Annotated in this window: 24 protein-coding genes; 3 read left to right on the top strand and 21 right to left on the bottom strand. The window is 62.5% G+C overall.

What is annotated here, in order from left to right:
• The first annotated feature begins 52 nt into the window (after positions 1–52).
• Positions 53–1,873 carry a phosphogluconate dehydratase gene (gene edd, locus PZL22_RS21430; protein ID WP_003527052.1) on the top strand — a complete coding sequence of 607 codons (1,821 nt, stop codon included), beginning with the start codon at positions 53–55 and terminating at the stop codon, positions 1,871–1,873.
• Positions 1,874–2,444: 571 nt separating this feature from the next.
• Here the strand turns inward: edd and PZL22_RS21425 are convergent.
• The 6 genes from PZL22_RS21425 to PZL22_RS21400 all read right to left on the bottom strand — a co-directional run bounded on the left by PZL22_RS21425 (position 2,445) and on the right by PZL22_RS21400 (position 9,423).
• A complete protein-coding gene (locus tag PZL22_RS21425; RefSeq protein WP_010968758.1) occupies positions 2,445–2,855 on the bottom strand; it encodes a hypothetical protein in 411 nt (136 codons plus the stop codon).
• A 101-nt stretch (positions 2,856–2,956) separates the two neighbouring features.
• The gene (locus PZL22_RS21420) at positions 2,957–4,045 is read right to left on the bottom strand and encodes an ABC transporter ATP-binding protein (RefSeq protein WP_003529832.1); all 1,089 of its coding nucleotides are present in this window, start codon (positions 4,043–4,045) and stop codon (positions 2,957–2,959) included.
• A gap of 19 nt (positions 4,046–4,064) precedes the next feature.
• The gene (gene bglA, locus PZL22_RS21415) at positions 4,065–5,720 is read right to left on the bottom strand and encodes a beta-galactosidase BglA (protein WP_080573395.1); all 1,656 of its coding nucleotides are present in this window, start codon (positions 5,718–5,720) and stop codon (positions 4,065–4,067) included.
• Positions 5,721–5,749: 29 nt separating this feature from the next.
• On the bottom strand, positions 5,750–6,892 hold the full coding sequence (locus PZL22_RS21410; protein WP_003529834.1) for a carbohydrate ABC transporter permease: 1,143 nt from the start codon (positions 6,890–6,892) through the stop codon (positions 5,750–5,752).
• 1 nt (position 6,893) lies between these two features.
• Positions 6,894–7,904 carry a carbohydrate ABC transporter permease gene (locus PZL22_RS21405; protein WP_003529835.1) on the bottom strand — a complete coding sequence of 337 codons (1,011 nt, stop codon included), beginning with the start codon at positions 7,902–7,904 and terminating at the stop codon, positions 6,894–6,896.
• Positions 7,905–8,046: 142 nt separating this feature from the next.
• Positions 8,047–9,423: an ABC transporter substrate-binding protein gene (locus tag PZL22_RS21400; protein ID WP_010968756.1), complete on the bottom strand. Its 1,377-nt coding sequence runs from the start codon at positions 9,421–9,423 to the stop codon at positions 8,047–8,049.
• Positions 9,424–9,735: 312 nt separating this feature from the next.
• Between PZL22_RS21400 and PZL22_RS21395 the strand changes: the two genes are divergently transcribed.
• Positions 9,736–10,806, top strand: coding sequence for a substrate-binding domain-containing protein (locus tag PZL22_RS21395; RefSeq protein WP_003529845.1), 1,071 nt, complete (start codon positions 9,736–9,738; stop codon positions 10,804–10,806).
• 137 nt (positions 10,807–10,943) lie between these two features.
• Here PZL22_RS21395 and folD read toward each other — a convergent pair whose 3' ends face one another.
• The gene (gene folD / locus PZL22_RS21390) at positions 10,944–11,843 is read right to left on the bottom strand and encodes a bifunctional methylenetetrahydrofolate dehydrogenase/methenyltetrahydrofolate cyclohydrolase FolD (RefSeq protein WP_003529847.1); all 900 of its coding nucleotides are present in this window, start codon (positions 11,841–11,843) and stop codon (positions 10,944–10,946) included.
• Between the two features lie 319 nt (positions 11,844–12,162).
• Between folD and PZL22_RS21385 the strand changes: the two genes are divergently transcribed.
• Positions 12,163–13,152 (top strand): glycosyltransferase family 2 protein, encoded by a 990-nt coding sequence (locus PZL22_RS21385; protein ID WP_003529848.1) that lies wholly within the window; start codon positions 12,163–12,165, stop codon positions 13,150–13,152.
• 35 nt (positions 13,153–13,187) lie between these two features.
• On the opposite strand, the gene PZL22_RS21380 is transcribed toward PZL22_RS21385, so the two are convergent.
• The 14 genes from PZL22_RS21380 to rem form a co-directional block, all read right to left on the bottom strand.
• Complete coding sequence (locus PZL22_RS21380) at positions 13,188–13,754, bottom strand: hypothetical protein (protein WP_003529849.1); 567 nt, start codon at positions 13,752–13,754, stop codon at positions 13,188–13,190.
• The gene (locus PZL22_RS21375) at positions 13,754–14,122 is read right to left on the bottom strand and encodes a hypothetical protein (protein ID WP_003529850.1); all 369 of its coding nucleotides are present in this window, start codon (positions 14,120–14,122) and stop codon (positions 13,754–13,756) included. Before PZL22_RS21375 ends, PZL22_RS21380 begins: the two co-directional genes overlap by 1 nt.
• 125 nt (positions 14,123–14,247) lie before the next feature.
• The gene (locus PZL22_RS21370) at positions 14,248–14,802 is read right to left on the bottom strand and encodes a rod-binding protein (protein ID WP_003529851.1); all 555 of its coding nucleotides are present in this window, start codon (positions 14,800–14,802) and stop codon (positions 14,248–14,250) included.
• A 98-nt stretch (positions 14,803–14,900) separates the two neighbouring features.
• The gene (locus tag PZL22_RS21365; RefSeq protein WP_003529852.1) at positions 14,901–15,314 is read right to left on the bottom strand and encodes a hypothetical protein; all 414 of its coding nucleotides are present in this window, start codon (positions 15,312–15,314) and stop codon (positions 14,901–14,903) included.
• A gap of 4 nt (positions 15,315–15,318) precedes the next feature.
• Positions 15,319–16,071: a flagellar biosynthetic protein FliR gene (gene fliR / locus PZL22_RS21360; RefSeq protein WP_003529853.1), complete on the bottom strand. Its 753-nt coding sequence runs from the start codon at positions 16,069–16,071 to the stop codon at positions 15,319–15,321.
• Complete coding sequence (gene flhA, locus PZL22_RS21355; protein WP_003529855.1) at positions 16,068–18,155, bottom strand: flagellar biosynthesis protein FlhA; 2,088 nt, start codon at positions 18,153–18,155, stop codon at positions 16,068–16,070. Before flhA ends, fliR begins: the two co-directional genes overlap by 4 nt.
• A 129-nt stretch (positions 18,156–18,284) precedes the next feature.
• Positions 18,285–18,551 carry a flagellar biosynthetic protein FliQ gene (locus PZL22_RS21350; protein ID WP_003529857.1) on the bottom strand — a complete coding sequence of 89 codons (267 nt, stop codon included), beginning with the start codon at positions 18,549–18,551 and terminating at the stop codon, positions 18,285–18,287.
• 6 nt (positions 18,552–18,557) lie between these two features.
• Positions 18,558–18,974, bottom strand: a complete 417-nt coding sequence (flgD, locus tag PZL22_RS21345) for a flagellar hook assembly protein FlgD (protein WP_003529859.1) — start codon at positions 18,972–18,974, stop codon at positions 18,558–18,560.
• Positions 18,965–19,414, bottom strand: a complete 450-nt coding sequence (flbT, locus tag PZL22_RS21340; protein ID WP_003529861.1) for a flagellar biosynthesis repressor FlbT — start codon at positions 19,412–19,414, stop codon at positions 18,965–18,967. The genes flgD and flbT overlap by 10 nt, the downstream gene beginning before the upstream one ends.
• Positions 19,411–19,758 carry a flagellar biosynthesis regulator FlaF gene (gene flaF / locus PZL22_RS21335; RefSeq protein ID WP_003529863.1) on the bottom strand — a complete coding sequence of 116 codons (348 nt, stop codon included), beginning with the start codon at positions 19,756–19,758 and terminating at the stop codon, positions 19,411–19,413. The genes flbT and flaF overlap by 4 nt, the downstream gene beginning before the upstream one ends.
• A gap of 37 nt (positions 19,759–19,795) precedes the next feature.
• Complete coding sequence (locus PZL22_RS21330) at positions 19,796–20,839, bottom strand: flagellar hook-associated family protein (RefSeq protein ID WP_003529865.1); 1,044 nt, start codon at positions 20,837–20,839, stop codon at positions 19,796–19,798.
• Positions 20,840–20,841: 2 nt separating this feature from the next.
• Positions 20,842–22,260 carry a flagellar hook-associated protein FlgK gene (flgK, locus tag PZL22_RS21325; protein ID WP_003529868.1) on the bottom strand — a complete coding sequence of 473 codons (1,419 nt, stop codon included), beginning with the start codon at positions 22,258–22,260 and terminating at the stop codon, positions 20,842–20,844.
• 84 nt (positions 22,261–22,344) lie between these two features.
• The gene (locus PZL22_RS21320) at positions 22,345–23,553 is read right to left on the bottom strand and encodes a flagellar hook protein FlgE (protein WP_003529870.1); all 1,209 of its coding nucleotides are present in this window, start codon (positions 23,551–23,553) and stop codon (positions 22,345–22,347) included.
• A gap of 90 nt (positions 23,554–23,643) precedes the next feature.
• Complete coding sequence (gene rem / locus PZL22_RS21315) at positions 23,644–24,315, bottom strand: transcriptional activator Rem (RefSeq protein WP_003529872.1); 672 nt, start codon at positions 24,313–24,315, stop codon at positions 23,644–23,646.
• Between the last annotated feature and the right edge of the window lie 53 nt (positions 24,316–24,368).

The following is a 24,368-nucleotide window of genomic DNA, read 5'->3' as shown; positions in this document are numbered from 1 at the left end:
CCGATGATCGATGAAAAAGAGGAGTCGTAAGACTCCGGAAGAGGATGTGTCCATGTCCGCCGATTCCCGCATAGCCGCCATTACCGCCCGCATCGTCGAACGCTCGAAGCCTTACCGGGAGCCCTACCTCGATCGCGTCCGCAGCGCTGCGACGAACGGACCGCACCGGACCGTTCTCGGCTGCGGCAATCTCGCGCATGGATTTGCGGTCTGTTCCCCCGCCGAGAAGGTGGCCCTTGCGGGCGACCGCGTCCCCAATCTCGGCATCATCACCTCCTACAACGACATGCTCTCGGCGCATCAGCCGTTCGAAACCTATCCGGCGCTGATCCGGGAGGCCGCGCACGAGGCGGGCGGCGTCGCTCAGGTCGCCGGCGGCGTTCCGGCAATGTGCGACGGCGTCACCCAAGGCCAGCCCGGCATGGAGCTGTCGCTCTTCTCGCGCGATGTCATCGCCATGGCGGCCGGCATCGGCCTGTCGCACAACATGTTCGACGCGGCCGTCTATCTCGGCGTCTGCGACAAGATCGTGCCCGGACTCGCGATCGCCGCGCTCACCTTCGGCCATCTGCCCGCGGTCTTCATCCCCGCCGGACCGATGACCACGGGCCTGCCGAACGATGAGAAGGCCAAGGTTCGGCAACTCTTCGCCGAAGGCAAGGTCGGCCGCGACGAGCTCCTGGAGGCTGAGTCCAAGTCCTATCACGGCCCTGGCACCTGTACCTTCTACGGCACCGCCAATTCCAACCAGATGCTGATGGAGATCATGGGCTTCCACCTGCCCGGCGCCTCCTTCATCAATCCCGGCACGCCGCTTCGCGACGCGCTGACCAGGGAAGCGACGAAGCGGGCGCTTGCGATCACCGCGCTCGGCAACGAATTCACGCCCGCCGGCGAGATGATCGACGAACGGTCGATCGTCAACGGCGTCGTCGGCCTGCATGCGACCGGCGGCTCGACGAACCACACGATGCATCTCGTCGCGATGGCCCGCGCCGCGGGCATCGTGCTTACCTGGCAGGACATTTCGGAGCTTTCCGATCTCGTGCCGCTGCTCGCGCGCGTCTATCCGAACGGGCTGGCCGACGTGAACCATTTCCACGCGGCAGGCGGCATGGGCTTCCTGATCGCCCAACTCCTCAGGAAAGGCTTGCTGCACGACGATGTCCGCACCGTCTACGGGCAGGGGCTGAGCGCCTATGCGATCGACGTGAAGCTCGGCGAGAACGGCAGCGTCAAGCGCGAGCCCGCGCCGGAGGCAAGCGCCGACCCGAAGGTGCTCGCGACCGTCGACCGCCCGTTCCAGCACACCGGCGGCCTCAAGATGCTGAGCGGCAATATCGGCAAGGCGGTCATCAAGATCTCCGCCGTGAAGCCTGAGAGCCACGTCATCGAAGCGCCGGCCAAGATCTTTAACGATCAGGCGGAACTGAACGCCGCCTTCAAGGCGGGAAAGCTCGAAGGCGATTTCGTGGCCGTCGTGCGCTTTCAGGGGCCAAAGGCCAACGGCATGCCGGAACTGCACAAGCTGACGACGGTGCTCGGCATCCTGCAGGATCGCGGCCAGAAAGTCGCGATTCTCACCGACGGGCGCATGTCCGGTGCCTCCGGCAAAGTTCCGGCAGCGATCCACGTGACCCCGGAAGCGAAGGAAGGCGGCCCGATCGCACGTATCCAGGAAGGCGACATCGTCCGCATAGACGCGATCAACGGCAAGGTCGAGGTGCTCGTCGAGGACATCGCGCTGAAGACGCGCGTTCCGGCGCATATCGACCTCTCCGACAACGAGTTCGGCATGGGCCGCGAGCTCTTCGCTCCGTTCAGACAGATCGCCGGTGCGGCCGACCGCGGCGGAAGCGTGCTGTTCCATTAGGCAAGGCCCAGTCCGATCGGGTTATCGCGGGAACCGCCCCCTCTGGCCTGCCGGCCATCTCCCCCACAGGGGGCTACGGCATGCACATATCTCTACAGCGCCGCGCGTCTTATGAGACGCGCAAAGGTCGCTGTAGCACTTTGATCTGCTGCATGTTTTTGTCCTTTAATCGGATAGGATTAAAGGAAACATGCAGTAGTGGCGGCATTTGTATTTCGCGCTGTGGCGAGGCTTGCGGATGGGTCCTCGGGATCAAACCCGTATGCGCTAACATTGGCATTAGCGGTCACCCGCCCCTCATCCGCCTGCCGGCACCTTCTCCCCGCAGGCGGGGAGAAGGGACAAGCGGCGCCGACTGCACCCTGCATTCACCGCCCGCTCGAGGGAGCGAGCGGGCGCGGCATATCCCTTCTCCCCGCCTGCGGGGAGAAGGTGGCGGCAGCCGGTTGAGGGGCAATCCCACGCTCGGCCTTCCCTCGAACCGCCAGGTTGTGGGGAGATGGCCGGCAGCCCAGAGGGAGTATAGCCCGCAAACCACACCGAGCATCGCCAGCGGACGGCCGCGTCATTCTCAGCGATAGATGTCGAGCGTGCGGTTCCGATGGTTCGGATGGGTGCTGTAGACGAAGATCCGGTTGAGGTCCCGCTCGCTCAGGAGCCGCAGGAAGCGCGCCTCGATGATGTTGTTGGCGTGGACCCGCCTCAGGAGGCAGCCGATCAGGGGAATGCGGGCGCTCGGTATGTCGAGATAGAAATTCTGCGGCAGCTGGAACTGGGTCAGGATGCCGATCAGGGCGCTGCTCCGGGAGAGCTTGATGATCTCGCAGCGGCGCGACGAGAGATGCTGCATACCCTTTTCGGTGAATTCGATCCGCGCCTCGTTCCGCGTGTCCTCCATCGGGAAATTCGCCTCCCGATCGTACATGAATGACTCTTCCTTGTTGAGAAAGTGCCGGTTGATCACGGGGGCTGCACTGCTCATCGAACTCGCCTTTCGCATTCCACTGCGACGACGCTAACCCATGAAATTTAACAGAGAGTTCAGGGCTGCATGCCGAAAATGCCCCCGTCCCCGCAGCCGATCTACGCCCGATAGCTCTGTCCATTGGTGTCGAAGAGATGCAGCTTGGCCTTGTCGGCCGTGAACCGCACCTTGTCGCCGCGGCCGACCCGGGCGATACCGGGCATCTTGGCGATGATCGGCTCGTTTTCGACCAGCCCTTCGATGTAGAGCAAGGTCACCTCGCCCAGCGCCTCGACGATCGAGACCGTGCCCTCGAACAGGAAGTCGTCGGCCTCGGTCACCCGCAGGTCTTCCGGGCGGACGCCGAAGCTCGCCGTCTTGCCGTTTTCGGAGGCATTCGTCGGAACATCGAGCGTCACCGACTTTCCGCCCGCGAGCGAGACGGCGGTCTGTTGGCCGGTCGCAGTGATCGTCGCCGGGATGACGTTCATGGCCGGGGAGCCGATGAAACGCGCGACGAAGAGGTTTGCCGGCCGCTCGTAGAGTTCGAGGGGCGCCCCGACCTGTTCGATGTGACCGGCGGAGAGGACCACGATCCGGTCGGCGAGCGTCATCGCCTCCACCTGGTCATGGGTGACGTAGATCATGGTGGTGTCCGACATCCGCTCGCTGAGCTTGGCGATCTCGATGCGGGTCGCTACCCGGAGCGCGGCGTCGAGGTTGGAGAGCGGCTCGTCGAAAAGGAAGACCTTGGGATTGCGGCAGATCGCCCGGCCGATGGCCACGCGCTGCCGCTGGCCGCCGGAAAGCGCCTTCGGAAGCCGGTCGAGATATGGGGTGAGCTGAAGCATATCCGCGGCTCCACGCACACGCCGGTCGATCTCCTCCTTCGATTCCCTGGCGATGCGCATGCCGAAGGCCATGTTGTCGTAAACGGTCATATGCGGATAGAGCGCATAGGACTGGAACACCATGGCGATGCCGCGCTTCGAAGGCGGCACGTCGTTGACCCGCTCGCCGTCGATGAACATGTCGCCGCCGGTTATTTCCTCGAGCCCGGCGATCATGCGCAGAAGTGTCGACTTCCCGCATCCGGACGGTCCTACGAAGACGACGAACTCGCCTTCCTTGATGTCGAGATCGATGCCGTGAATTACGTCGACGGCCCCGTAGGACTTGCGGATATCTTTCAGCAGCAGGCCTGTCATGGCACCCTCCCCTCGGTTCTCAGGCCAGGCGCGCGAAAAACGCGCCCCAGGCCGGCAGCTTGACCTCGTGATCCAGTATCTCAGAGACGAAGCCGTGACCCTCGAGCGGCTCCAGCCGCTTCATCGGCAGTTCCTTAGTCGCAGCTTCGTCGCTCATGTTGAACAGGCAAAAGACTTTCTCGTTGCCATGGCTGCGCAGGAAGCCGAGCAAGGAGCCCCTGGTCTCGACGAATTCGATCTCGCCCTTGGCCAATGCCGGATTTGCCTTTCTGAAGGCGAGAAAGCGTCGGTAGTGGTGCAGCACCGAGGCCGGGTCGCCCTCCTGCACGGCAACCGCCCGCGGAATGTGGCTCTGGGAAATCGGCAGCCACGGCGTCGCGCTGCTGAAGCCGCCATCGGGCAGGCTCTCCCACACCATCGGCGTGCGGCAGCCGTCCCGGCCCTTGAAGTCGGGCCAGAACTGGATGCCATAGGGATCCTGGAGATCCTCATAGTCGAGCTCCGCCTCGGCGAGCGCGAGTTCCTCGCCCTGATAGATGCAGACGGTACCGCGCAGCGACATCAAAAGGCTGGCGAGCAACTTCGCATGCGCGTCGTGATCGGTGACGCCGTCGGCCCAGCGGCTGACGTGGCGGACCACGTCATGGTTCGAGAAGGCCCAACAGGCCCAGCCTTCGGGGGCCGCCCTGTGGAAGTCGCGCAGAACCTCGGCCACGCGCTGCGGCGTCAGCCGGTCGGGCGCCAGAAACTCGAAAGCGTAACACATGTGCACCTTGTCGCCGCCCGACGTGTATTCACCTGCGATCTCGAGGCCGCGCTGGCTGTCGCCGACCTCGCCGACGGCGGCGATCGCCGGGAACTCGTCCATAACCGCGCGGAAGCGCTTCAGGAACTCCAGGTTCTCCGGCCGGTTCTTGTCGTAGATATGCTCCTGATAGTTATAGGGATTGACCGCCGGCGCAGTCGAGGCGTTTCGGCGTTCGGGCACGAGCGCGGGGTTGTCGCGCAACTCGCGGTCATGGAAATAGAAGTTGATGGTGTCGAGCCGGAAACCGTCGACGCCCCGCTCCAGCCAGAAGCGCTCGACGGCAAGCAGCGCTTCCTGAACCTGCGGGTTATGCAGATTGAGGTCGGGCTGCGAAGTGAGGAAGTTGTGCAGATAATATTGCAGGCGGGTCGGATCCCACTGCCAGGCGGACCCGCCGAAAATCGACAGCCAGTTGTTGGGCGGTGTGCCGTCCGGCTTCGAATCCGCCCAGACGTACCAGTCCGCTTTCGCATTGCTGCGGCTGGAGCGGCTTTCGACGAACCAGGGGTGCCGGTCGGAGGTATGTGACAGCACGAGGTCGATCATCACCCGGAGACCGAGCCGGTGGGCCTCTGCGATCAGCGCATCGAAGTCTTCGAGCGTCCCGAAGATCGGGTCGACATCGACATAGTTTGAGACGTCGTAGCCGAAGTCCCGCATCGGCGACGTGAAGAAGGGCGATATCCAGATCGCATCCGCGCCGAGCCCTGCAATGTGGGGCAGACGGGTCGTTATCCCCTGCAGATCGCCGATGCCATCGCCATTGGTGTCCTGAAAGGAGCGCGGATAGATCTGATAGATCACCGCGCCGCGCCACCAATCCCTATCGGGCTCGAGGAGTGAGCTCGTCGTTTCGTTCATTGTCATGCTGTTCAGGGTTCCTTGTCTGAAATCGATCAGCCGCCCTTGACCGACCCAGCCAGCAGACCGCGCACCAGGTAGCGTTGCAGGGCGAAGAAGACGATCAGCGGAACGACGATGGTGATGAAGGCGGAAGCGGTGAGAATTTCCCAATTGCCGCCGCGGGAGCCGAGGAGATTGACCAGTCGCCCGGTCAGCACCAGCTTGTCGTCCCCCGCGCCGAGGAAGACGATGGCGACGAGAAGGTCGTTCCAGGTCCAGAGAAACTGGAAGATGGCAAAGGAGGCGAGCGCCGGAAACGACAGGGGCAGAATGATCTTGACGAAGATATCGAAATCGCTGGCGCCGTCGACGCGCGCGGATTCCATGATCTCGCGCGGCAGGCCGGCCATGTAGTTGCGCAGGAGATAGATGGCGAGCGGCAGGCCGAAGCCGGTATGGGCGAGCCAGATGCCCATATAGGTCTTGGCGGAGACGCCGAAGAAGGCGCCGACGCCATTATAAAGCTGCAGCAGCGGAATGAGCGACATCTGCAGCGGCACGACCAGAAGGCCGACGACCACGGCGAGCAGCACCGCGCGGCCGGGAAAGGGCATCCAGGCGAGCGCGTAGGCAGCGAAGGCCGCAATCAGGATGGGAATGACGGTTGAGGGTACGGCGACGGTCAGCGAATTCAGGAAGGACCTGCCGATGCCCGCAGCACTCAGGACCTCGGCATAATTGTCGAGCGTGAAGCGCGGTGGCGTGGTGGCCGTAAAGAATATCCGCTGGCCGCGCGAACCCTCCATCCGCTGATCCGAAACGATTTCGAAGCTGCCGTCGGATTGTACCGTCAGCCTTTCGCCGTCGTTGAGCTCAGCCGTTTCGCCGGGCTTGAATTTAGTGGGTTCGCGGCTGGAAAATCCGAAGGCGGAAACCTCGCCCCGGCCCTCCAGCAGGTTTCCGGAAATCACGAACTTGCCGTCGCGCTCGACCTGGTCCTCGGCCGAGGGCGCGCGGACGACGGCATTGCGCGACGAGCTGGAAAGAGCCGTCCACCAGCCGGAAACGGCGAGCTGGTCCTTGTCGCGCAAGGAGGAAATCAAGAGGCCGGCCGTCGGCAGGGTCCAGAGCAGGACCAGAAGCAGGACGGAAAGATGCACGGCCCAGGTGAGCGGAGAACGCCTTGACGGATTCATCTCAGTGGCCTCCCGATTCCCTGGTCGCGTTGCGGATGTTCCAGATCATGATCGGGACGACCAGGATCATGATGACCACCGCGATTGCCGCGCCCCGGCCGAAGTCGCCGCCGCCGCGGAACATCCAGTCGAACATGAGATTGGCAAGCACCTGGCTCTGCCATTGCCCGTTCGTCATCGCCAGCACGATATCGAAAACCTTGAGGACCAGGATGGTGATGGTCGTCCACACGACGGCGATCGTGCCCCAGATCTGCGGCACCATGATCTTGAAGAAAATCTGCCAGCCATTGGCGCCGTCGATGACCGCCGCCTCGATCGTCTCCTCCGGAATGCCGCGCAGCGCCGCCGAAAGGATGACCATGGCAAAGCCGGTCTGGATCCAGATGAGGATGACCATCAGGAAGAAGTTGTTCCAGAAGGGCAGCGTGATCCAGGCCTGCGGCTCGCCGCCAAGCGCGACGACGATGGCGTTCAGGAGACCGATCTGTTCGGAGCCTGCGGCGCGGTAATCATAGATGAATTTCCAGATGACGGCTGCGCCGACGAAGGAAATCGCCATCGGCATGAAGATCAGCGTCTTGGCGATATTGCCCCACCAGATGCGGTCGGTCAGTGCCGCAATGATCAGGCCGAAGAAGGTCGAAAGCGCCGGCACGACGAGGAGCCAGAGGAAATTGTTGAAGATCGACTGGCGGAATTCGCCGTCATTGATCATCCAGGAATAGTTGCTCAGGCCGACGAAGTTCTGGCCTCCGCGCCCGTGAAGGCTCAGCCAGACCGATTGGACGACGGGGTAGACGAGGTAGAGCGTCAGCGCCAGCAGGGCCGGGGCGAGAAACAGCCAGGGACGAATGCTGTTGGCGATACGCAGGTTGCGCGAGGCGACGGCCCCGAACTTCCCCTTGGAGGGGAAGATCCAGTCGAGAACGAGATTCGTGCTCCAGAAATAGGCCGCGCAGACCAGAACGCCGGCCACCATCGTCAGAATGGCAGCAATCAACTGTTCCATGACACATTCCTCCCCTCTCACGCCTTCGCAGGCGCCTGCTTCAGGCGCCTTGTATAACGGCGGCTGCTTTTATTGGCGGCCCCCTAGGCCCGCCCAATCAGGAACAGGCGGACGATGCCCCCACCGTCCGACCGACCGGATCTTACTTGATGGAGTCCCATGCCTTCTGTACGCCGGCCGCGACGTCGGCCGAGGACTTGCCCCCGACGAAATCGACCATGCCGGTCCAGAAGGCGCCGGCGCCGATCTTGCCGGGCATCAGGTCGGAGCCGTCGAAGCGGAACGTCGTGGCGTTCAGCAGGATTTCACCCTGTTTCTTCAGCGGCGGATTTCCGTAGACGTCGACATTGACGCTCTTGTAAGGCGTGAGGAAGCTCGTCTGCGCCATCCAGACCTCGTGCGCGATCGGGGTCTTCAGGAACTCGATGAAGGCGCGTGCCGCCGGCGTGTCCTTGGTGATCATCGCAAGCGTGCCTGCGCCGAGCACCGGATTACCGAGCTCCTTTTTGCTTTCATAAGGCGGCATGTAGAAGAAGTCGGCATCCTCTCCGACGACCTTGCCTTCCGGGAAGAAGGACGGAATGAACGAGGCCTGGTGGTGCAGGTAGCACTTCGGCGGAGAACTGAAGAGGCCTTTCGGGCTGTCCCGGAAGTCGGTCGACGCCACCGCCGCTGCGCCGCCGTCGACGAAGGCGTCATTGCGCGCGAACCAGCCGAACTCCTCCAGTGCACCCGTGACCGCCGCATCCGTGAAGGGTATCTCGTTCTTCACCCATTTGTCGTAGGTCTCGGCGGGCTGGGTCCGCAGCATCAGGTCCTCGACCCAGTCGGTCGCCGGCCAACCGGTCGCGCCGCCCGAACCGAGACCGATGCACCACGGCTTTTCGCCGTCTTCGGCGATCTTCTCCGTCAGCGCTTTCAATTCTTCCATGGTCTTGGGCACTTCGTAGCCGGCATCCTCGAAGTTCTCCGGCACGTACCAGACGAGAGACTTGACGTCGATCTTGTACGGGAAGGCGTAAAGCGCGGACGTTCCGTCCTTGCCGTTATAGGTGGAGAGGTCGACCCAGGACTGGCCTGCAGCATAGTTGTCGAGGAGCCATTGCTTGGTTTCGTCGCCGAGCGGCGTCAGAAGGCCCTTGGCGGCCAGATCGGCGATGAGACCCGGCTGCGGCAGGATTGCGACATCAGGCGGGCTTCCCGCCTGCGTATCGATGACGATCTGCTGCTCGTAGTTTTCCGAGGAGGAATATTTGAGCTCCACGCCGGTCGCCTCGACGAAATAGGCGTAGACGCTCTTGAACAGAGCCTCGTCCTCGCCGCGCCAGGGACCGAAGATGGTGAGCGTCTGACCCTTGAGGTCGTGACCCTTCTTGAACTCCTCCAGGCTCGCCCAGTTGAACCTGGAATCCTCTCCCGGCTTGAATTTCAGGTCGGCGGCGCCGGCAGTCCCTGCAAGCCCAGCAGTCCCTGCAAGCAATGCGAATGCGGCCACGCCGATCAGCAATGATCTCTTCACCTCTTGTCCTCCCCCAAAAAGAAGCCCGGGCGGACGCCTCGGGCGAATGTCAAAAATTCATGGCTCCGTTTATGCCGAGCATTCAAAGCGCTTTGAGTTCGCTAACACTCCATCGCTGCAGAGAAAGAGTCAAGAGCTTTCCTTCCCCTGCAGAATTGTGCGGCATTTTTGCTTTGCGGCAACGTTTTGCGGCGCAAGATGCGGGTTTTTCGCTTTTTTGAAGCCGATCCCGATGATACAGGTCATCAGAGGTGCTTGCCGAAGCAAGAAAAATGAAAAAGATATTCAAAGCGCTTTGGAAGGATTCTCGCCATGCCGGTCAATCTCAAGCAATTGGCGGAACTGCTCGGCCTGTCGCAGACCACGGTCAGCCGGGCGCTGAACGGCTATCCGGAGGTCAATGCGGAAACGCGGGCACGGGTGCTGGAGGCGGTGCGCGAGACGGGATACAGGCCCAACCGTGCCGCACAGCGCCTCGCGACCGGGAAAGCCTATTCGATCGGGCTCGTCATGCCGATCGCAGCCGGAATCGATTCGGACATCCATTTCGGTGAATTCCTGGCGGGGCTGGCGGAAGAAGCGGTCGAGCACGATTTCCACTTCGTGTTGAACCCCAGTGCGCCCGAAGACGAGGAGGCGACATTCCGCCGGCTTGCAGCGAGCGGCAATGTCGACGCTGTCTTCATCGCCTATATGCGCGCCAACGATCCCCGCATCGAGATGCTGAAGGCACTTTCCATTCCCTTCGTGGTGCATGGCCGCTCCATCGGCGGTCCCCGGGACTATCCGTTCCTCGACGTGGACAATACCGGCGCCTTCTACGACGCCGCCAGGCTTCTCATCCAGCTCGGCCACAACCGCATCGCCCTGATCAACGGGCCGGAACACCTCACCTTCTCCATGCGCAGGAGGAAAGGGCTGGTGCGCGCGCTCGCGGAGAAGGGTCTCAACCTCGACGATGCGCTCGTCCATCACTCGGCGATGACCGACGAGCATGGCTATCGGAGCATGCAGCGTTTCCTCAAACGGCCGGCCCCGCCGACCGCCGTCCTTTGTTCCAGTACAGTGCTGGCGCTCGGCGCCGTGCGGGCGATCAACCAGGCCGGACTCGCCATCGGCACCGACATCTCGCTCATCGCCCATGACGACGTGCTGCCGATGCTGAAGCCCGAGAACTTCAGCGTACCGCTGACGACGACGCGCTCCTCGCTTCGCGCGGCAGGTGCACGCATCGCCAAGCGGCTGATCGGCGGCATACTCAATCAGGGAGACTATCCCGAGCAGGAGCTTTGGCGCGCCGAACTGATCGTGCGTGCCTCGACGGGGGCTGCACCGGACAGATCACCCCTCCCCAACCCCTCCCCACAGGTGGGAGGGGCTTAACCCGCCGCATCGATCTCGCCTTTCCGGACCGTTCCAGCAGAGTGGACGGCCGAAAAGCATGTAGCGGGCGCAGCAACGAAGCCCCTCCCCCTTGTGGGGAGGGGTTGGGGGAGGGCTGTCTTAGACCCAGGCGGCAGTCAGAACTTCGGAGGCTTGCGGCCGGCCATGCGGCAGGCGGCGATGATCGTGTTCGCCATCAGCATGGCGATCGTCATCGGCCCGACGCCCCCCGGAACAGGCGTGATCACGCCTGCAACCTTCGCACACTCGTCGAAGGCGACATCGCCGACGAGCTTCGTCCTGCCCTCGCCGCGTTCGGGCGCCGGGACGCGGTTGATGCCGACGTCGACCACCATGGCACCTGGCTTGACCCAGTCCGCCTTGACCATCTCGGGGCGCCCGACCGCGGCTACCAGGATGTCCGCGTTGCGGCAAACGGCCGCCAGATCCTTGGTGCGCGAATGCGCCGTCGTGACCGTCGCATTGGCCGCGAGAAGCAGGGCGGACATCGGCTTGCCGAAGAGGTTGGAGCGGCCGATGACGACGGCGTTGAGCCCGGAAAGATCATCGCCGTAAGTCCGGCGCACGAAGACCATCGCGCCGGCCGGCGTGCAGGAGACGAGCCCGCCTTCGAGGTCGCCGGTCGCGAGCTTGCCGGCATTGACGACATGCAGTCCGTCGACGTCCTTTTCCGGAAGGATCGACTGGATGATCGGTTCCGAGCGGAGGTGTTTCGGCAAAGGCAGCTGCACGAGAATGCCGTGGATTGACGGATCCGCATTGAGCTCGGCGACCAGCGCCGCGAGCTCCTCCTGCGAGGTCTCCTCGGGCAGCGTGTGCTGGACCGACAGGAAGCCGCATTCCTTCGCCATCCTGCTCTTCGCCGACACGTAAGTGTGGCTTGCGGGATCGTCCCCGACGATGACGACCGCGAGACCCGCGCGCACGCCCGTCTCGCTTTCCAGCGCGCCGGTGGCGGATTTCACGGTTTCGATGACCGAAGCAGCAACGTCCTTGCCATCAATCACAGTCGTCACGGCGTATCTCCCGATTAGTCCCGAACGCGGCACACTCTAGATCAAGCCGCATCCGGCGATTGCCTGCATGCGCCCTATGCTGTTCCAAACGCATAATTGCAAGTGCCCGGCGCGCATGGAAGCGCCATCCGCAGTGCGACGCGGCAATTTCGTTGTACCGATGAGAGATCGCCTTGCTCCCTGGGACGCATCGACGATTCCGGCTTTTGCATTGCCGAGACCGGGCGTAAAATCCTCATTCGAAAGGCTGTTTTGGATTCAACCTCTGTTTAGGAAGATTTGCTGTACTCATTGCATCGAATTGGCGCGGGCTTTGACGATGACGTCGGACGGCCAGGACAGTTTCATCCATTTTCAGACGAAGCTGGAAGATGCGTCGGATATCGAGCTCGTCGTCGTCGTGCCGACGTTCCGGCGTCCGGATCATCTCGTCAAGACGCTGAGGACCATCGTCTCGCAACGGCCCGATGTCCCCCTCGCGACCATTGTCGTCGAAAACGACGCGGACGGGCTGGCCGGCGCGCAGGCGGCCAAAGACTTCTTCAGCGGCCATTCCTTCGATTCCTCCGTCGTCGTCGCACGCCGCCACGGATATGCCCATGCCTGCAATGCCGGATTGACAGCCGCTCTCGAACTCTTTCCGAGAATCGGCCTCGTCGCCGTCATCTATGATGACGAGATAGCCGCTCCCGAATGGCTCGATTGTCTGATGGCGGTGCAGGAAGCCCATGACGCGGACATCGTCGGCGGTCCGCAGCTTCCGGTCTTGGGGCATCCTCAGGAACAGAAGTGGAAGCGCCACCCCGTCTTCGCACCTCCCTACCATGGGAGCGGGCCCGTGCCCGTCCTTTACTCCGCAGGCAACATCCTGATCACGCGACGGGTGCTCGACGGCATGCCGCGGCCGTTCATGGATCCGGCGCTCAATATCGTCGGCATCGGCGACGCGGATTTCTTCGACCGGTGCAAGGCGAAAGGCTTCTCCTTCGCCTGGGCTGCGGATGCCTGGGTCGCGGAATCGGTTCCGGCTCATCACACGACGGCTTCGTGGACACGTGCCCGCAGCCTCGAGAAAGGTGCGATTTCGACGCTGATGGAGCACCAGCGCGACGCGACCTTCTCCGGACGACTGAAAACCCTCTGCAAGTCCCTATGGCTGCTGGCCTCGTCGCTGCCGGTAGGGCTCAGGCTCTGGAGAGAGACCGGCCTTGCCGCGGCCAGCCTCCATCCTCTCCACGTCGCGATCGGCCGGCTGACCGCCAGGATAGACGCGGACGATACGCGGGACGGCAATCGCGACAGGGACTGACGCAGTCGCCGGCAAAACGCGCGGCACGGCAGGCGTCAGTGCGCGCTCGTCGCCTGCACCGCGCTCTCCGGTAGCCGGTCAGAGGCCCCCTGGCCGTTCCTGTCGAGAATCGGCACAGGCTTCTGATAAGGGCGGTTCTGGCTGTTGGCGACGCGTTCCACGTCCTCTTTGGTCAGATACTCGAGCTGCTCGACCAGAACTTCGGAAATGACCTCGCTTCCGAGCTTTCTGTTGAGGCCATCCTTGACCGCAACCTTGAAGGCAGCCAGATCGAACGTAGCGGTATCGGCGACATCGATGAATCTCGAGCCCACGAGCATGTCGTAGAGCTCGTCGGTGACGAGCTGGCGCAGAGGCGCATGCAGCTTGGCGATACCTTCCCGCGATGCCGAGAAGGAGAGCTTCGCAAGGAAATAGCCCTGCACCGCGCCGTCCTTTATGGACGGAATCGTTATCATCTCACCGGGGACATATTCCTGCGACGCGCGCCGGTCCGCCTCCGCATCCGAAACCACCGGCGCCGACGCGTGCTGCATCGAAAAATAAACCGACCCGAGCGTGACGGCGCAGACCCAGACTCCGGTGAGGACGAGCTTCAACATCAGAAATCGCTGTAGCGGAATTGCGCTTCGGTATAGATGCCGTCCGCATCCGCATCCTGGGCGGCGGTCTTGAGGAGATCGACGACGGAGCGGACCGCTTCCAGGTGCGCCGCCACCTTCTGCGCATTGACCTGCAGCTTGCTCCTGAGATGGCGCGTCTGCGCCGCGAAGGCCGGCGAGATCTCACCCGGCCCGGCGTCGCGATGAAGCATGGTCAACTCGTAGAGGCACCGGCTCTTGTGGGCGTTCGACGTCTTGAGGTCGAATTCGGGGTCCGCACCGATGCGGCTGTTCTCGTTGTCGATGATCATCTCCAGTCGACCGAGAACGTTTTGGATCCGCAGGTCGTTGGATGCCACAGCTTCCATAATCAACTCCCATATGCACTATCGCAGGGCGCGGGCGGAACGATGCCCAGGCATTCTTTCGCCCGCTTGTTTCGATTGGTATGAATGTACTTCGCCAAGCCGCTTCGCGGTCCGGGCGACAAGCATCAGGCCTGCTTCTTCTCTTCATCGTTGGGCAGGAAGGACGAGAGCGCCTTGCGCTCATATTCCTGGACCATGCCGGCGGCGAGGTTCCGGCTGTCGCCGTCGAGCGAGGCGTTCACCCGGTCGGTCGCATCGTCGCCTACCATCTGATCGGCGATGCCGATCCCGCCGCCCTTGGCGAGCACGTCGCCGATCTGCTCGGCCATCATGCTTTTCCAGATGTCGCCGGAGGTGCCCTTGCCGAAGACGTTTTCGCTTTCGCTCGGAAGCATGGATTTCACGAAATTCTGCAGGACCATCGCCTCGAATTTCCGATAGGTCTCCGGGATCTTCTTCGCTTCGGCCCGGTTGCTGATGTCTCCAAGACCGCTCGATCCCTCGGCAGAATTGAGTACCGAAGAAACGTGCGCCGCGAAGCCATCGCCGTTTTCCGCGAGGCTGGTCGCCTGGAAAGCGGCGCGATTGGCCTTGAGCCGCGCCTGGGCCTCCTGGACCTCAGCCGGATCGGCCGCGCGGACGACGTCCATCACCAGATCGCTGGGCGGAGAAATAGCCATGTCAGATCCTCTCAAAGCCGAAGCCGGCATCTCGTTTGCCGGGCAAGGCGATGTTCGTGAAGCGGAAAGCCACCCTTGCCGGCTCCCCGGTTGAGGTACTATCGCCCGTCAACCTTACCGGAAGCTGGCGCGCCGCCCGAGACGTGCTGGTCGATCAGGTCGAGGATCGAATTGTCGGCGGCTTCGCGGTCCTCCGACAGCCGGGCGTCCTTCATGTGTTCCTCGAGCCGGTCGCCCTTGGCGCGTTCCTTCATCATGCGGGCTTCATGCACCTGCTGGATTCCGAGCAGCATCTGGTCCTTCTGCACGAGTCGCCCGAGTTGGGAGGCATAGTGACCTGAAAACACGCGATGCATCGGATGGGCCGACCCCATGGCGTCGACCACGACGTCGATCGTTCCGGCAAGTTCGGTCCGCTGCCGGGCGGTCTCGGCCACTTCGCTTTCGGCCATCCGCTCCAGGTGCCGCTGGACGGCGACCAGGCGTTTCAGCTTTTCCGACCGCGCCTTCATCGAGCTAGCCGCCCTGCATGACGGGCGCGAAGCCGTCGGCGAAGAGACGCAGCATCGCGGCGATGCCGAGATAGAGAAGGAACAGGCCCCCCATGATGAGGTAGGGCTGGGAAATGAAGTAGACCGGTATCTGCGGCGCCAGCTTGTTGACCATGCCGATCGCGACGTTGAACAGCAGGCCGTAGATCACGAAGGGGCTGGCGAGCCGGAGCATGATCATGAAGGTCTGACCGAGCGAATTGGTGAGCGTGATCAGCGTGCCCTGCGGATCGAAGCCGGCGCCGATCGGCATCACCCGGTAGGACTGCGCGATCGCCTCGAAAATCACGTGGTGGAAATCCAGCATGAAGAGAATCATCAGCCCGGCAAAACCGATCATGCTGGTGAGCTGGTTTTCCGCCGTATCCTCCAGCACGTCCGCCGCCGGCGGCGAGCCGAACCCCATCAGCATGGTGATCGCGGTGCCGGCGAACTGCAGCCCGAGCACGTAGTAGCGCGCGACGAGCCCGATCACCGCGCCGACGGCGGTCTCGGTCGCGACGAGGTAGAGATAGTCGTGACCCTTGCCCGTCACCTGCGGATAGATGTCCGTCCACATGATCGGCAGGATGGCCATGGAGAGCGCCACCGCGATGAACAGCCGTATCTGCATGGGGACGCGCGCGGTCGAGAATCCCGGCATGATCATGACGCAGCCCCCGATCCGGCAGAAGGCCGCAAACAGCGCCAGAACCGTGCCCTCGGGGTCGGTGATCATGAAATCGAGCCGATGATCTTGATCTCGAGTCCCTTGGCGAGCTCGACATGCGAGAGCACGGGCAACGTGGCGAAGAGGCGTTCGATGATCATGCGCACATAAGACCGGGATTCGGGCGAACTTACCAGTACGAAGGGCATGCCGCGGTCGAGATGTTCACGGATTACCTTCGTCGCCTGCTCGCTGAACTCCTCGAGATGACGCGGGTCGATATCGAACTCGACGATCTCACCCTTGGCGTCGCGCTTGAGCGCCTGGTGGAAGACCATGTCCCATTTGTTCCCAAGCCTCAGCACGCGCAGCACGCCATTGTCGGCGAGATCGCCGCAGAGCTGCTGCGACATGCGCACCCGCACATGTTCGACGATCTGCTCGGTCTTGCGCACATGCGGGGCGAGCTCCGCCACGGCTTCGAGGATCAGATGAAGATTGCGGATCGAGACGCGTTCGGCGAGCAGCAGTTTCAGCACCGCCTGCAGGCCGGAATAGGACATGTGCGAGGTACAGATCTCGTCCGCGAGCTTGCGGTATTCCGGGTCGAGCCGTTCGATCAGCACCTTCACGTCCTTGTAGGAGAGAAGCTGCGGAAGATTGTTGCGGATCACTTCGCTCAAATGCGTCAGCACCACCGATACGTTGTCGATCGGGTGGAAGCCTTCGCGCTTCAGGTCTTCCGTGAACGTCTCGAGGATCGACACCGCCGGCATGCCGAATGCCGGTTCCCGGATGTCGTCGCCAGGCACGCTCGGCCGCCGCCCGCCGCCGGTAACCACCAGCACTTCGCCCACGCGGACCGTGTTGGAGGCGATCGTGGTGCCGTGGATGCGGACATGATAGGCCTTGTCGGGGATGGTGATGTCGTCGGAGACCTTGATCTCCGGAACGACGAGGCCGTATTGCAGGGCGAACTTCCGGCGCATCTTGCCGACGCGGAAGGCAAGCTCCTGATGGGCGCCCAGCAGCCTGGTGGAGACCTGCTTGCCGAGCAGCAGCTCGATCTCCGCGGTCTTCAGCACCGATTTGACCGAATCCTTGTCGCTTTCCTTGCTCTGCTGCGCCTTCGCCGCCTCCTCGTCCCGCTTTGCCGCCTTCTCGGCCTCGATCTGCTTCGGAATGAACCAGCTGAGGAAGGCCATGCCGCCGCCAAGCGCCGCAAAGGGGAGGAAAGGCAGGCCGGGCGTGACGGAGAGCAGGACGATCAGCCCGGAGGCAACCATCAGCGCCCGGGGATAACCGCTGAGCTGGCCGACGACCGCCTGGTCGGTGGAACCGGCGGTGCCGCCGCGCGAGACGAGCAGGCCGGCGGCGAGCGAGACGATCAGTGCCGGGATCTGGGAGACGAGACCGTCGCCGACGGAAAGCTTGACGAAGACATCGGCCGCCTCGCCAATCTCCATGTCGTGCCGCAGATAGCCGATGATGATGCCGCCGAAGACGTTGATCGCGGTGATGATCAGGCCGGCGATCGCATCGCCGCGCACGAATTTGGACGCACCGTCCATCGCGCCGAAGAAGGAGCTCTCCTCCTCCAGCTCGCGGCGGCGGCGCTGCGCTTCCTTCTCGTCGATCAGGCCGGCCGAGAGGTCGGCATCGATCGACATCTGCTTGCCGGGGATCGCATCGAGGGTGAAGCGGGCGCCGACCTCGGCGATACGCGTGGCACCCTTGGTGATGACGATGAAGTTCACCGTGATCAGGATCAGGAAGACGATGAGGCCGATCACGAAGTCCCCGGACATTACGAGGCTGGCGAAACCGGAGATGACCCCGCCTGCGGCGCCATGGCCCTCATGCCCATGGGAAAGGATGACGCGCGTGGTGGCGATGTTCAGCGCCAGACGGATCATGGTCGAGATCAGCAGAATCGTCGGGAAGGACGAGAAGTCGAGCGGCCGCTGGATCCAGAGCGCGACCATCAGGATCAGCACCGAGAACGAAATGGAGAAGGCGAGCCCGAGATCGATCAGGAAGGGGGGAATAGGCAGGAACAGGATCGAAAGGATCATCACGATCCCGAGCGCAAAGCCGACGTCCCGGCTCTTGGGTGCAAGTTTCGGGATGGTCAGCGTCGCCTGTTGTGCCATGTCTCTTCCGTCTCTTCATGAGAGGCGGGCAGCGATCATAAGATCTGCCCAAGGGTATGGCAGAGTCCTAGAGGGCCAAGCTTGCGCGAAGGTGGTATGGGGTAGGCGGCGTTATCGCCGATCTCTAAGCTAAAACCCGCTTTGTATCCGCGAGAACACGATATCGGTGAAGATCGAGATCTGCGCGCCGACGAAGGGCGCGGAAATTGCGGCGGTGATCATCACCGCGAGAATCTTCGGCACGAATGTCAGCGTCATCTCCTGGACCTGGGTCAGGGCCTGAATGAAGGCGATGCCGACGCCGACCACCATTGCGGCGAGAACGGCAGGGCCCGAGGCCACGATCACTGTCCAGATCGCCGCCTGTACGATGTCGAGGGCATCTGCCTCATTCATGGGAACTCACTTCATTATGACGCCCGGACCGATGACGAGCTCCTTGCCCGTATCGAGCACCGCGATGATTCCATCGGAGTATAGTTTCACCTCCTTGACGACGCCAGTGGTCTTGCCGTCGGCGCTGGTGACCGTCCTGCCGATCACCGCGTCCGCCTCGCTGAGCGCGGTGCGCTGCAGCAGGCTCTCGAGGTTCTTGTTGGTCTTGATCGTCTGCTCCACCTGCGAGAAGGTCGCAAGCTGCGCGATCTGCTGCGTCGCGTCCATCGGCTGCGTCGGATCCTGGTTCTTCATCTGCGCCACGAGCAGCTTGAGGAAGCTCTCGTAGTTGAGCGTCGCCGCGCTGGCGTCGCCCGCCGAATCCGTGGCGGAAACCGTGGGCGTGTAGCTGTTGGACGTGTTGTTGACGCCGCTTACCGCCATGGCGCGATCTCCTTGCGTATCTGTTCCACCGTCGCAGGCGTCAGTTCCTGCGCGTTGAGTATCTGGTCCTCGATCGGATAAAGCCCCCGGATCGCCTTCAGTGCCTCGAAGGCCCGGCCCTGCGTGACCAGCCCGTCGATGCGCTTGAGTTCGGCCAGCACCTCGTCGTGCTTGAAGCAGTTGAGCAGCATCACGATCGACTTGCGGAACATCGCGGTCGACTGGTCCGCGCCTTCCGGATTGATCAGGATCATCTGGGCGATGAAATAGAGCTGCCGCAGCGGTGTCGTCGCATCTTCGGGCTGCAGGACGTGGTTTTCCAGGAGGAAGGTCACGTCGTTCAGGAATTCGATCGCGACCTTGCGGTCGACGCGCAGCACTGCGCCGTTTACAAAGATCCTTTCGCCCGATTTCAGCGAAATACGCAGTGTGCTCTTCATTTCAGTCCATCCCTGATGATGGTGGTTATGTCGATTATGCCCTGGAAGTTGGAAGACTCGCGTTTGCGGATCTTCTCCGTCTCGTTCAGAATCCAGATTCCGATCGAGATGAGGTTGGCGCGCAGCTCTTCGTTGAGCTGGTTGTCCGGCGCGCGCAGATCTTCGATGAACCGGATCCAGAGACGCCGGGTGAAGTAGACCGCTTCGATCGCTTCCCGGGTGTATCCGTCCTTTTCTTTCGCCGCCTGCAAGAGCGCGATGGAACGATCGAGAACCTGCTTCTCCCGATCCTTGGAAACGGCTACGCCTTCCTCCATGATCTCGGCGTATGCAAACTGATACATTCAGACATCCCTCATGCTTGTCCGCATCCTCTAGTCATTAGAGGAAGTCTATCAAACTCAACCGCTGGATCCGCGCCGTCAGCGTGTAGGAGGTCTCTACCTGCGTCAGCAGCGTGTTCATCCGTGTCGAAGCCTCGTAGGTGTCGACGCCTTCGAGATCGGTAATATGTGTGTTGATCAGCTTGATCTGGGCTTGAAGGGAGGTATTCGCCTTTTTCACGCGCGCTTCGGAAATACCGAGAGTGCTGCGCTCCGCCGTGATCTGCGTATTGGCCTGCTCGACATAGCTGAGCGCGGCCTCGCCGATATAGGCACGGACTTCGGAACTGACATTTTCGTCCATCAGTTCCAGCGCGATCACGCTGGCGAGAGCGAATTTCCGGAAGCCTTCCGTCGTCGCATTGGTGGAGCTCTGCACCACTTCCGTCGTGCTGATGCGGCTCGTCATGTTCTGGCTCGAGGCCTTGGACCAATCGGCAGCCCATTGCGCATCGCTTGCATAAAGCGGCTCGAGCGTGTTGGTGATGAAGTCCTCCATCTCCGCCTTCGTGAAATCGCTCATGGAGGCAATGCCGTTCGCCGACATGTAGGTGGCGAGCGCGGTGTCGAAGGTCGACTTCGCCGCGGCGTTATAGTCGTCGAAGGGCCTCACGTCGGTGTTGATGCCGGCGAAGAGAAATTCGCCGTTGAAGGACAGGTTCGCCGCCGACGAAAAGGCCGACATGGCGCTCTGTATTTCGGTCTTCTGGATTGCGAGCTGATCGGCGGCATCATTGCCCTTGAAGGTGACGAGGGTGTTGCGCACCTGCTGCGCCGCCTCGGCCATCGCGGAGAGAGCGGATTGCGACGCGGCAAGCCGCTGGGTGACGACGGAATTGGTATCGACGAGCGTACCGAGCCGCGCGAGCTCGCGCTGCAGGCTCACGGACCGCGCCGCCGAGGAACCGAGCGCCAGCCCGACATCGGCGTGGCGGCCGGTCGTCACCTCCGTCTGCAGCTTCAGAAGTTCAGCCTGCCCCTGCTGGATGGTCAGCCGCATGGCGTTCTGAACGGCCAGGTTCGAAACGAAGGACGTCTTCATGATTACCTCACGGCTTCGAGAAGCGACGCCATCATGGCGTCGACGGTGCTGATCAACTTGGCCGAGGCCTTGTAGGACTGCTCCAGGTCGAGAAGCAGCGACAGTTCCTCGTCGATGCTCACCCCGGTCACGCTGCCGAGCGCCTCCTGCGTGCGGGCCAGCAGCGCCGCCTTGTTGTCATCGGCCGTGGAGGCGCCGCTGCGTATCTGCTCGAACCAGCCGATGGAAGACGCGGCGAATTCCATGATCGAGCTCGTGGCGTCGAGCCCGGTCGCGCCGTCGAACGCCATGTCGCCGTCCATCGCAGTGACGAAACCGTCGAGCAGGACCGTATAACCGGCATTGCCGTCCGGGTTCGAAACGACGCCGTTGAAGCCGCCGTCGCGCAGGAGGAAGGGATTGGCCTTCGCCGCGGGATTGACCGAAAGGCTCGCGGCGAGCCCCGGCTGGACGGCGCCGGCGGCCGGTACGGTTCCGCCCGACCAGGTGAAGAGTCCCGGCAAGCCGCCTTCCTTGAACAGGGTGACGAGGCCGCGCGCCATCTCGTCGAGCTGCGACTGGAACGTCGGAGCGATGTCGTCGCGCAGCTGAAGCAGGCCCGCGAGCTTGCCCTGAGCATTGGTATCGGCACCGCTGCCGGGAGCGAGCGGCACGCCGTCGATGAATATGCCGTTGCCGGTGACGGTAGCATCGTAAGCGCTCTTCGGCGCAAAGGTGACCTCTCTCGGAAGCGTCTCGAAGAGAACGGTGCCGCCCGAGGTGTAGATGACGGTATCGTTGTTCGCCCGCGTGACGGTGGAGATACCGACAAGCTCCGATACCTGCTTCAGGATCTTGTCGCGATCGTCGAGCGCAGCGGTCGCGTCCGTTCCGGCAGCCGTCGCCTGTCTGACGGCATTGTTCGCCGTCTCGAACTGCGCGAGAAGGCGGTTCAGATTGGCGACCTCCTCGGCGATTTTCTTGTCCGAGTCGAGACGAAGGTCCTGAACGGCGGCCGACGTCTTGCTGATCGAGTTGGCAAGATCCGATGCATCCGACACCACGGTGGCGGCGATCGTCGCATTGCCGGGCGTCGACGCGAAGGTCTGCAGGCTGTTGCGGAAGGCCGAGAGATAGGTGGAGGGCGACGACTCGTAGTCATTGCCGCCGAGCGCCGATTTCATGATCTCAAGCCCGGACAGGAGGCTGCTCTGCGCGGAGGACTGCGAGATGCCGATCAGGTTCTGCTTGAGGAGCGCCTCGTTCTGCGCCCGATAGATCGATACGACCTGGGCGCCGCCCGGGGTGGTCCCGAGCATCGCCATGCGGCGCGAGTAGTCCGCATTGCCGGAATTGGCAATGTTCTTCGAGACCGTGGCGGTTTGTTGCGCCGTGGTGCTAAACGCGGATTGCGCGATGGCGATTGCAGAAGACAGCGACATGCCGGGGACCGTTTTCTCAGTGCACTCCCGGGAAGAGCCCGTAATGGGCCTTACGTCCGGAAGTGCATAATTTCGAAGTTGGAATTACCGCTTCAGATTGACGAGAACTTCGAGCAGCTCCGAACCGGTCTGGAAGACCTTGGAGTTTGCCGTGTAGTTGCGCTGCGACTCGATCATCGCCGTCAGTTCCTCGGCGATATCGACATTCGAGCTTTCGAGCGCGCCGGAGAGGATTTCGCCGAAATCGCCCGAGCCGGCGAAACCGGTGATGATGACGCCGGAGTCGACGCCCTGCGAATAGACGTTGCCCGATTCCGGCCTCAGCTTGTCCGGGCTCTGGACATTGGCGAGCGCGATGCGATAGCGCGGATCGAGCTTGCCGTTCTCGTATTTGACGTAGACGATGCCGTCGGAGTCGATCTGGTAACCGGCAACCTTGCTCGGCGCATTGCCGTCGATATTGCCGCCGTCGGCATTGAAGGCGTAGCCGAGCTGCGTCGTCTTCGTCAGATCGATAGTCAGGGCCGAGAGGTTCGCGCCAGTGCCGGGAAGGGCCGTCATCGCCGATGTCGTCAATGTGGCAGGGGTCGCGGTAAGGGATCCGTCCGCGTTGAAATTCAGCGTCTGTGTACCGAGGACCGTTGACGACGTCCGGTCGACCACCTCGACGGACCACGCATTCGCGCCAGTTTTCTCGTAGTTGAAATCCAGAATGCGGGTATTGCCCTGGCTGTCATAGACGACGAGCGAAGTGGTGGAAACATCGCCCACGGCAGCGCCCGAGGGCAGGTTCGCGCCCATGGAGCCCTTGGTCGAACCGGTCGCGATAAGCCCATCCGAAGCGAGGTTGACCCTGGTCAGGCCATCGAAGCCGTTGACGACGACCGTCGGGTCGACGCCGGCCTCGTACTCGTAGCCCATCAGCGTGAAGCCGGCGGCATTGACCAGATTGCCTTCGCTGTCCGGAACGAAGGAGCCGGCGCGGGTCAGATATTCCTGGCCGTTGGCGCCTTCGACGATGAAGAAGCCGCCGCCGTCGATCGCCAGATCGCTGGCCGAGGTGGTGAAGGTGGTCGCGCCCTGCTGCGAGATGCTGTAGCGCACCTCCGTCTGTACGCCGCCGGAATTATAGGATCCGTTACCCGACGGCAGGATCATCGATGAGAATTCCGTCGACGCGCGCTTGTAGCCCGTGGTGTTGGCGTTCGCGATGTTCTCGGCGACTGTGCTGAGCCGGTTGGACTGGGCGTTCATGCCGGACACGCCCGTTCTCATGGTACCGTAGAGACTCATATCGGATCCTCATTTCCTTGTTGCGGCGACACTAGAGACCGGGCCTTGCGTGAACCTGTCTTGAGCTGTCCTCGCCCTGTCGCTCGACGCTCAATTCCAGTCGATGCAGTAGCCAAGGAAACGCTTGGAATCGATCGGGTCGAAGCCGAGCTTCTTGCGCAGTTTCTTGCGCAGCTTGCTGATGTGGCTTTCGACGACATTCTCTTCGACGTCTTCGTCGAAGATGCCGTAGATCGCGTTGAATATCTGCGACTTGGACACCCGGCGCCCGCGGTTGGCGACGAGATATTCGAGGATACGACGTTCGCGACGGGGAAGCGCGAAGACTTCGCCGTTGATCTCCGGATCGCGCCCGTCGGCAAAAACGCGGATGGGACCGATATCCGTGAAGTTGGCGATGGCCGTCAAACGCCGGCGGATCGCTGCGACGCGTGCGAGGATTTCCCTCGGATGCACCGGCTTGCGGACCACGTCGTCGACACCGCAGTCGAAGAGCGCAAGCGTGTTTTCCAGCGACGGCGTGTCGCTCATGGCGATGACCGGCGCACGGGAGCGATCCCGAATCGCGCGCGGCAGGGTCAAAGTGCTCTCCCCCTGCCCGATCAGGAAGGCTTCGACAGCGTCGATATCGGAATCGGCGGCGGAGCTTACCCACTCGCCGAACTCCCTCGGATCGAAGCCCGTCGAGGGAATGCCCTCGCGGCCGAACAGGGACGCGTAGCCGTCCTTCACAAGAGCTCTATCATCAACCACCACGATCATTCGCCCGCCTCCGAATCAGTATGGATGCCACATTGATACAGAGGTACGAATCC

Origin of the sequence: Ensifer meliloti (assembly GCF_030064585.1) — a bacterium.
Classification (GTDB): Bacteria; Pseudomonadota; Alphaproteobacteria; order Rhizobiales; family Rhizobiaceae; genus Sinorhizobium; species Sinorhizobium meliloti.
This window is presented reverse-complemented; position numbering and strand designations above follow the sequence as displayed.

Bases quoted from the DNA above. Each gene is read 5' to 3' on its own strand.
- PZL22_RS21405 (WP_003529835.1), bottom strand. From the start codon at position 7,904: ATGGAACAGTTGATTGCTGCCATTCTGACGATGGTGGCCGGCGTTCTG.
- bglA (WP_080573395.1), bottom strand. From the start codon at position 5,720: ATGACAATGAACGAAACGACGAGCTCACTCCTCGAGCCCGATAGGGAT.
- PZL22_RS21395 (WP_003529845.1), top strand. From the start codon at position 9,736: ATGCCGGTCAATCTCAAGCAATTGGCGGAACTGCTCGGCCTGTCGCAG.
- PZL22_RS21425 (WP_010968758.1), bottom strand. From the start codon at position 2,855: ATGAGCAGTGCAGCCCCCGTGATCAACCGGCACTTTCTCAACAAGGAA.
- PZL22_RS21410 (WP_003529834.1), bottom strand. From the start codon at position 6,892: ATGAATCCGTCAAGGCGTTCTCCGCTCACCTGGGCCGTGCATCTTTCC.
- PZL22_RS21380 (WP_003529849.1), bottom strand. From the start codon at position 13,754: ATGTTGAAGCTCGTCCTCACCGGAGTCTGGGTCTGCGCCGTCACGCTC.
- PZL22_RS21375 (WP_003529850.1), bottom strand. From the start codon at position 14,122: ATGGAAGCTGTGGCATCCAACGACCTGCGGATCCAAAACGTTCTCGGT.
- flgD (WP_003529859.1), bottom strand. From the start codon at position 18,974: ATGGCGGTAAGCGGCGTCAACAACACGTCCAACAGCTACACGCCCACG.
- PZL22_RS21365 (WP_003529852.1), bottom strand. From the start codon at position 15,314: ATGAAGGCGCGGTCGGAAAAGCTGAAACGCCTGGTCGCCGTCCAGCGG.
- PZL22_RS21320 (WP_003529870.1), bottom strand. From the start codon at position 23,553: ATGAGTCTCTACGGTACCATGAGAACGGGCGTGTCCGGCATGAACGCC.
- PZL22_RS21385 (WP_003529848.1), top strand. From the start codon at position 12,163: ATGACGTCGGACGGCCAGGACAGTTTCATCCATTTTCAGACGAAGCTG.
- flgK (WP_003529868.1), bottom strand. From the start codon at position 22,260: ATGTCGCTGTCTTCTGCAATCGCCATCGCGCAATCCGCGTTTAGCACC.
- fliR (WP_003529853.1), bottom strand. From the start codon at position 16,071: ATGATCACCGACCCCGAGGGCACGGTTCTGGCGCTGTTTGCGGCCTTC.
- edd (WP_003527052.1), top strand. From the start codon at position 53: ATGTCCGCCGATTCCCGCATAGCCGCCATTACCGCCCGCATCGTCGAA.
- PZL22_RS21350 (WP_003529857.1), bottom strand. From the start codon at position 18,551: ATGAATGAGGCAGATGCCCTCGACATCGTACAGGCGGCGATCTGGACA.
- flaF (WP_003529863.1), bottom strand. From the start codon at position 19,758: ATGTATCAGTTTGCATACGCCGAGATCATGGAGGAAGGCGTAGCCGTT.
- PZL22_RS21370 (WP_003529851.1), bottom strand. From the start codon at position 14,802: ATGGCTATTTCTCCGCCCAGCGATCTGGTGATGGACGTCGTCCGCGCG.
- PZL22_RS21420 (WP_003529832.1), bottom strand. From the start codon at position 4,045: ATGACAGGCCTGCTGCTGAAAGATATCCGCAAGTCCTACGGGGCCGTC.
- rem (WP_003529872.1), bottom strand. From the start codon at position 24,315: ATGATCGTGGTGGTTGATGATAGAGCTCTTGTGAAGGACGGCTACGCG.
- flbT (WP_003529861.1), bottom strand. From the start codon at position 19,414: ATGAAGAGCACACTGCGTATTTCGCTGAAATCGGGCGAAAGGATCTTT.
- PZL22_RS21330 (WP_003529865.1), bottom strand. From the start codon at position 20,839: ATGAAGACGTCCTTCGTTTCGAACCTGGCCGTTCAGAACGCCATGCGG.
- flhA (WP_003529855.1), bottom strand. From the start codon at position 18,155: ATGGCACAACAGGCGACGCTGACCATCCCGAAACTTGCACCCAAGAGC.